Origin of the sequence: Lentzea sp. (genome assembly GCF_036380075.1) — a bacterium.
In the GTDB taxonomy this organism is placed as follows: domain Bacteria; phylum Actinomycetota; class Actinomycetes; order Mycobacteriales; family Pseudonocardiaceae; genus Lentzea.
On sequence record NZ_DASVFL010000407.1, the window covers coordinates 1 to 6825 of the forward strand.

The window sequence follows — 6825 nt, forward strand, 5'->3', positions numbered from 1 at the left end:
GCGGGCTGCTGCGCCGGTGCGTCGGCGGACGTGCGCAGCCGCTGCGAGATCACCTGCGAGATGCCGTCACCGCGCATCGAGACGCCGTAGAGCGCGTCCGCGATCTCCATGGTCGGCTTCTGGTGCGTGATGATCAGCAGCTGCGACCGGTCCCGCAGCTGCTGGAACAGGCTGATCAGGCGGTGCAGGTTCGTGTCGTCCAGCGCCGCCTCGACCTCGTCCATCACGTAGAAGGGCGAGGGGCGGGCGCGGAAGATCGCGACGAGCATCGCGACGGCGGCCAGTGACTTCTCGCCACCGGAGAGCAGCGACAGGCGCTTGACCTTCTTGCCGGGCGGACGGGCCTCCAGCTCGATGCCGGTGGTCAGCATGTCGTCGGGCTCGGTCAGCACCAGCCGGCCGTCGCCGCCGGGGAACAGCACCTTGAAGACGATCTCGAACTCGCGCGCCACGTCCTCGTAGGCCGACGTGAAGACCTCCAGGATCTTGTCGTCGACCTCCTTCACGACGGTCAGCAGGTCGCGGCGGGTGTCCTTGATGTCCTCGAGCTGCGTCGAGAGGAACTTGTAGCGCTCCTCCAGCGCGGCGAACTCCTCCAGCGCGAGCGGGTTCACCTTGCCCAGCAACGACAGGTCGCGCTCGGCGCGCTTGGCGCGGCGGGCCTGGGTGTCGCGGTCGTACGGCATCGGCTGCGGCTCGGAGACCTGCTCGCCGCGGTCCTTGGCGGACTGGTACTCGTGCAGCTCGGCGGCCGACGCGGGCACCATGACGTCGGGACCGTACTCGTTCACGAGGTCGTCGAGACCGATGCCGAAGTCCTCGGAGATCTTGGTCTCGAGCTGCTCGATGCGCATCCGCTGCTCGGCCCTGAGCACCTCGTCGCGGTGCACGGCGTCGACGAGCTTCTCCAGCTCACCGGACATCTCGCGGACCAGGTTGCGCACCTGGGTCAGCAGCAGCTCGTGCTGCGCACGGCGTTCCTGGGCCTGGTCGCGTTCACGGGCGGCGCGGGCCAGTGAGATCTCGATGCGTTCCAACGCCTGCTCGCCGCCGCGCACGACGGCCTTCGCGACCACGGCACCGCGCGCACGGTGCGCAGTCGCACGTGCGTGGCGTTCGCGTGCTTCACGCTCGGCTCGTGCGGCCCGGCGCAGTGCGTCTGCCTTGCCCTGCACCGCACGCGCGCGCTCCTCGGCGGTGCGCTGCACGAGCCGTGCGTCCATTTCGGCCTGACGGGCGGACGCGAGCTCGGCGGCCAGTTCGTCGCGCTGCTCGGTGTCCGGCTCGTCCTCGAGGGTCTGCTCCTCCTCGGCCATCAGCAGCCGCTCCTCGAGCTCGCCCAGCTTCAGCAGGGCCTCCTCGCGGGACTGCTCGACCTTGGCGCGCTGCTGGCTGATGCGGGTGACCTCGGCCTCGGCCGACCGCACCGCGGCGACCATCCGGTTGAGCCGCTCGCCGGAACGGGCCTGGCGGACCTTGGCCTCCTGCACGGCCTCCTTGACCGCGTCGAGCACCTTGCGGCGGGCCTGCTGCTCGGCGCGGGCACCCTCCAGGGCCGCGGACGCGTGCTCCAGCGCGCGTTCCGCGGTCGCCAGCTGCTCCTGGGCCTCGTCCACCGCGGCCTGGACCTCGATGACGCTCTGGCCCTGCGCGCCCGAGCCGCCGATCGCCCAGTCCGTGCCGAAGAGGTCGCCCTCCCGCGTCACCGCGCGGACGTCCAGCCGGGCCGCGGTGTCCAGGTCCTCCACCACGGCGAGGCGGTCGAGGGCGCGGGTCAGCGCCGGCCGCAACGCCTCGGGCGCGTGCACGACGTCGATCGCCCAGCGCGCACCGTGCGGGAGGTGACCCCACCCGCTGGTGTCCACAGTGGAGCCGTGGGAGCCGATCAGCACACCCGCGCGGCCGGCGTCCTTCTCCTTCAACAACTTCAGCGCCTGCAGCGCGCCGTCGCCGGACGACACCGCGACGGCGTCGGCGATCGGGCCGAGCGCGGCGGCCAGCGCCACCTCGAAGCCCGGTTCGACGGTGAGCAGCGCCGCGACGGACCCCAGCAGGCCCGGCACGTCGGACGCCAGCAGCGCGCCCGCGCCGTCCTTGCGGGTCAGGCCCAGCGAAAGAGCGTCGACGCGCGCACGCCACGACGCGATGTCGCGTTCTGCGGTGCGTTCGGCCTTGACCAGCTCCTCGACCCGCTGCCGCGCCGAGTCGTTGGTCTGCACGGCCTGGCGATGGCGTTCGTCGAGGCCGTGGTCGTCCTCGTCCTCGGTGCCGGTGATCGCGCGGGCCTCTTCGAGCTCCATCGTCGCGAACTCGACGCGTTCGGAAGCCTCGGTGACCGTGACGGAGAGGCGTTCGATCTCCTCGGCGGTCGCGTTCGTCTTGCTGCGCAACGCCTCCACCTGACCGGACAGGCGCGCGAGGCCCTCCCGGCGGTCGGCGATCGCGCGGACGGCGGCGATGTGCGCCTTCTCCGCCTGCGACACCATGCGCTCCAGCTCCGACCGCGTCTCCACGGCCTCGGCGAGCGCGATGCGCGCCTCCGTCACGCCCTCCTGGAGCTCCAGCTCCATCTCGGCGGTCTCCTCGGCCTCGCGGTCGAGGTCGTCGGGGTCGCGGCCCCGGCTGGGCGCGTCCACGACGTCGGACAGGTGCCGCGCGCGTTCGGCGGCGAGCCGGACCGTGCCGCGCAGGCGTTCCTCCAGAGCGGACAGCCGGTACCAGGTGTCCTGCGCGGCCTGGAGCTTCGGCGAGTCGGCGGCGACGCGCTCCTCCAGCTCGTTCTGCTGGTACTGCGCGGCCTGCAACGACTTCTCGACCTCGGCGCGGCGCTCGCGGGCCTTCGCCTCGTCGTGCTCCTCCTGCTGGATGGCCGCGCGCTGCGTCACGAGGTCGTCGGCGAGCAGGCGGAGCTTCGAGTCCCGCAGCTCGGACTGCACGACCTGCGCGCGGCGGGCGATCTCGGCTTGCTTGCCCAGCGGCTTGAGCTGGCGGCGCAGCTCGGTGGTGAGGTCGGTGAGGCGCGTCAGGTTGGCCTGCATCGCCTCGAGCTTGCGCAGCGCCTTCTCCTTGCGCTTGCGGTGCTTCAGGACGCCGGCGGCCTCCTCGATGAAGGCGCGGCGCTCCTCCGGCTTGGACTCGAGGATCGCGGCGAGCTGGCCCTGACCGACGATCACGTGCATCTCGCGGCCGATGCCGGAGTCGGACAGCAGCTCCTGGATGTCCATGAGGCGGCACGAGTTGCCGTTGATCTCGTACTCGGTGGCGCCCTCGCGGAACATGCGGCGGGTGATCGACACCTCGGTGTACTCGATCGGCAGCATGCCGTCGGCGTTGTCGATCGTCAGCGTCACCTCGGCGCGGCCGAGCGGCGCGCGGCCGGACGTGCCGGCGAAGATGACGTCCTCCATCTTGCCGCCGCGCAGGTCCTTGGCACCCTGCGTGCCCATCACCCAGCGCAGCGCGTCGAGCACGTTGGACTTGCCGGACCCGTTGGGGCCGACCACACAGGTGATGCCGGGCTCGAAGCGCAGCGTGGTAGCCGAGGCGAAGGACTTGAAGCCCTTCAGCGTCAGGCTCTTGAGATGCACGCCGGGCAGAGTACCCAAACGCTTGCGGCGGTTGCGGGAGGTGTGGGTTGACCTGCGTTTCTAGGGACGGAGAGTAACCAGAACGCCGTTCTCGTCCGACACCTCCAGCCGGTCGATCTGGTCCACCCGGAACGACGTCGAGCCGGGAATCCGCTCGTCAGGGGCGTGCGACGACCCCCACCAGCCACCGACCTCCCGCTGCCCCTGCCGGTCGAACACGATGACCTTGCAGCGCGCGCCAGGCTTGACCTCGCCGAGCTTGAACCACATCTCGGTCCCCCACGACTTCGAGACCATCGAGACCTCGCCGTCCACGCCGGTGCCGGGGTCGTGCGCCGCCCACGTCGGCGCGGGCGGGGCCTGCAGGAACAGGATGCCGCCCACCAGTGCGAACGCCACCAGAACCGCGGCGCAGACCAGTGCCACCCGGCGCTGGTGGCGGGGCTTCGGCGGCGGGCAGGCGGGGATCTCGTCGAGGTTCTCGACGTCCTCCGGCGACAGGCGGCCGAGCAGGCCCGGCAGCGGGGCCAGCCGCAGCAACTCGGCCTGGCACGGGTCGCAGGTGCCGAGGTGGCGTTCGAACGCGGCCCGCTCCCCGGGGTCGAGCGAGCCGAAGAGGTAGGCGCCGACGTCGACGGTGTGCTGGCAGCTCACGCCCCGGTCACCCCTCTCTCCTCCAGTGCGTCGCGCAGCGCCCGCAGCGCGTAGAAGCAGCGCGACTTGACCGTGCCCGGCGGGATGCCGAGCGTCCTGGCGGCCTCCGCGACGGTGCGGCGGCGGTAGTACAGCTCGATGACGACCGTCCGGTGCTCGGGCGTGAGCGCCCGCAGCGCCGACGCGATCTGCCACGTCTGCAGCACGTGCTCGACCTGGTCGCTGACCGGCGGCAGGTCCACCGGCTCCAGCGGCACCTCGGTCGCCCGCGCGTTGCGGCGGCGGTAGCCGGAGATCACCAGGTTCTTCGCAACCGTGTAGAGCCACGGCGCCGCGTCGTCCGGCTTCAGCTCCTCGTGGTGCCGCCACGCGCGGAGCAGCGTCTCCTGCACGACGTCCTCCGCCAGCTGGTAGTCGCCGTCGACCAGCCGCAGCACGTAGTGCAGCAGCGGGCCCCTCCAGCGGTCGTACAGCTGGATGAGGACGTCTTCCGAGGAGTCCACGATCCCCTACTACGCCATCGCCTCCCGGAAGGTTCAGCGCTCGACGAAGCCGGTCAGGTCACCCCTGGCCGCGGACCACTGTTCACCCACCGACTCGACGTGTCCGGGGGTGTCACCCGATCGGAGAGCCTTCAGCAGTTGTTCACACTTCTCGCGCGAACCCTCGGCAACCACCTCGACCCGCCCGTCCGGCCTGTTCGAGGCGCTTCCGACCAGGCCCAGCTCCAGTGCCCGGGCCCGCGTCCACCAGCGGAAACCCACACCCTGCACACGTCCACGCACCCAGGCGTTCAGTCGTACGTCCACCTCCGAATGGTGGCGCAGTGACCGAAGGTGACGAATGACGCACTCTGGGGTTGTCACCCATTAGTGGTACGGTCCCGACCCGTGAGTGCCCGCAGCCTCTTACTCGGCCTGCTGATCGGTGCAACCGGCGTCGGCGGTCTCGCCTTCAGCGGCACCTCCCCTCTCGGCATCAGCTTCACCAACGCCGCGCAGCAGGAGAGCTCCGAAGCAGCGAACCAGTTCGGCACCGGCAACGCCGCGGCGCCGAACAGCGGACAGCCCACGTCCGGCAAGAACACCGGCTCCGGCACTCCCACCGGTTCGTCGTCCTCCTCCGCTCCCACCACCACGACGACGACGGAAACCTCCTCTTCGACCTCGTCCGCGGCTCCCACCACCACGACGACGCCTCCCGAATCACCGAAGACCACGGACGCCCCGCCCCCGCCGCCTCCCGCCGGGCAGACGCCGGAGCAGGCCGTGCTCGCGCTCGTGAACGACGCCCGCGCCGCGAAGGGCTGCAGGGCCCTCGTGATCGACGACCGCATCACGACCGCCGCCCAGGCGCACAGCACCGACATGGCCACCAAGAAGTACTTCTCGCACGTGTCGCAGGACGGCAGGACCTTCGACGTGCGGATGAAGGAAGCGGGCTACCCGCGGCCCGGCGGCGAGAACATCGCGCAGGGCTACCGCACGCCCGCGCAGGTCATGGACGGGTGGATGAAGAGCCAGGGCCACCGCGAGAACATCGAGAACTGCAGCTTCACCACCATGGGCGTGGGACTGGACACCCGTGGCAACTACTGGACCCAGGGCTTCGGTCGCTGACGCTTCGAGCAGGGGAAACTTCGTGTACGAGAGCCCGGAACCGGACTCGCGCTCGCGCTTGGGTCGCGGTGCACCCCAGGTCATCCTCGCCGCATCCGGCGTCGTGCTGGCCACCGTCTTCGCCGCCGTCGCCTCCCTCGCCGCGGGTTCGGACTCCGCGACCGAGTCGCCGGCGACGCAGCCTCCCCGGAAGGAGGCCGTGAAGGACGCGCTGAGCATTGTGCCGACGTCCTCGCCGACCTCGTCGGTGGAGGTGACGTCGACGTCGTCCTCCACCGCGGAGACGACGACGTCGACCACCACGACGACGAAGAAGCAGACGCGCGTCACGACCATCACGCGTCCCGACGGCACGACGACGACGGTCACGACCGATGACCCGCCGCCGGCTAACACTTCGACGTCGACGACGACTACCACCACGAACCCGGTCACCACGACCACGACCACCACGACGACCGCGGAGACCACCACAACGACGACGGCGTCCTAGGGTTACGCCAGTCACCACGTCGTGACGTAGAGCTACACGAAGGTGTGGCTCGACTGAGGTCTTGGTGCGTTTCCGCCGATAACTCGAACGCAAGTCCATCCGACCGGGTTTCCCACGAGGAGATGGGTGTGTTCGAGGAAGATCATCCGCAGTCACCTGCCCCTGAGCAGGCGCCCCCGAAGAAGCGCGCGGGCACCGCGGTGGTGCTGGCCGCGGGCGGCGTGGTGGTCGCGACCCTGTTCGCCACGGTGGCGTCCATGCTCGCCGCCTCCGGCAAGGAAGCGGCACCGGAGCGCACGGCGGCCGACGTCGTCCAGACGATCACGAGTGTCGCACCGGACGGCAGCACCAGCACGGTCGTGGTGACCGTGTCGTCGGGTGCGCCGAAGTCCTCCGCGGCACCGGAGCGCAAGCAGGCCGCACGGCAGCAGGAACAGCCGAAGCCCGCGTCCCAGCAGCCGCAGGTGACGAC

General features: G+C 70.7%; 7 protein-coding genes. 3 read left to right on the plus strand and 4 right to left on the minus strand.

The window, feature by feature from the left end:
* From smc to VF330_RS41985, 4 genes are all read right to left on the minus strand, one after another.
* Positions 1-3587, minus strand: a 3587-nt coding sequence (gene smc, locus VF330_RS41970) for a chromosome segregation protein SMC (protein WP_330857340.1), incomplete at its 3' end; no start/stop codon positions are given.
* Positions 3588-3647: 60 nt separating this feature from the next.
* Positions 3648-4241 carry an anti-sigma factor family protein gene (locus VF330_RS41975; RefSeq protein ID WP_330857341.1) on the minus strand — a complete coding sequence of 198 codons (594 nt, stop codon included), beginning with the start codon at positions 4239-4241 and terminating at the stop codon, positions 3648-3650.
* Positions 4238-4744, minus strand: coding sequence for a sigma-70 family RNA polymerase sigma factor (locus tag VF330_RS41980; protein WP_330857342.1), 507 nt, complete (start codon positions 4742-4744; stop codon positions 4238-4240). The genes VF330_RS41975 and VF330_RS41980 overlap by 4 nt, the downstream gene beginning before the upstream one ends.
* 33 nt (positions 4745-4777) lie before the next feature.
* Complete coding sequence (locus VF330_RS41985; RefSeq protein ID WP_330857343.1) at positions 4778-5050, minus strand: acylphosphatase; 273 nt, start codon at positions 5048-5050, stop codon at positions 4778-4780.
* A gap of 81 nt (positions 5051-5131) precedes the next feature.
* Between VF330_RS41985 and VF330_RS41990 the strand changes: the two genes are divergently transcribed.
* The 3 genes from VF330_RS41990 to VF330_RS42000 form a co-directional block, all read left to right on the plus strand.
* Entirely contained in the window at positions 5132-5860 is a 729-nt protein-coding gene (locus tag VF330_RS41990) for a CAP domain-containing protein (protein ID WP_330857344.1), read from the plus strand.
* A gap of 22 nt (positions 5861-5882) precedes the next feature.
* Positions 5883-6353: a hypothetical protein gene (locus VF330_RS41995; protein ID WP_330857345.1), complete on the plus strand. Its 471-nt coding sequence runs from the start codon at positions 5883-5885 to the stop codon at positions 6351-6353.
* Positions 6354-6481: 128 nt separating this feature from the next.
* Positions 6482-6825, plus strand: a 344-nt coding sequence (locus VF330_RS42000) for a hypothetical protein (RefSeq protein WP_330857346.1), incomplete at its 3' end; no start/stop codon positions are given.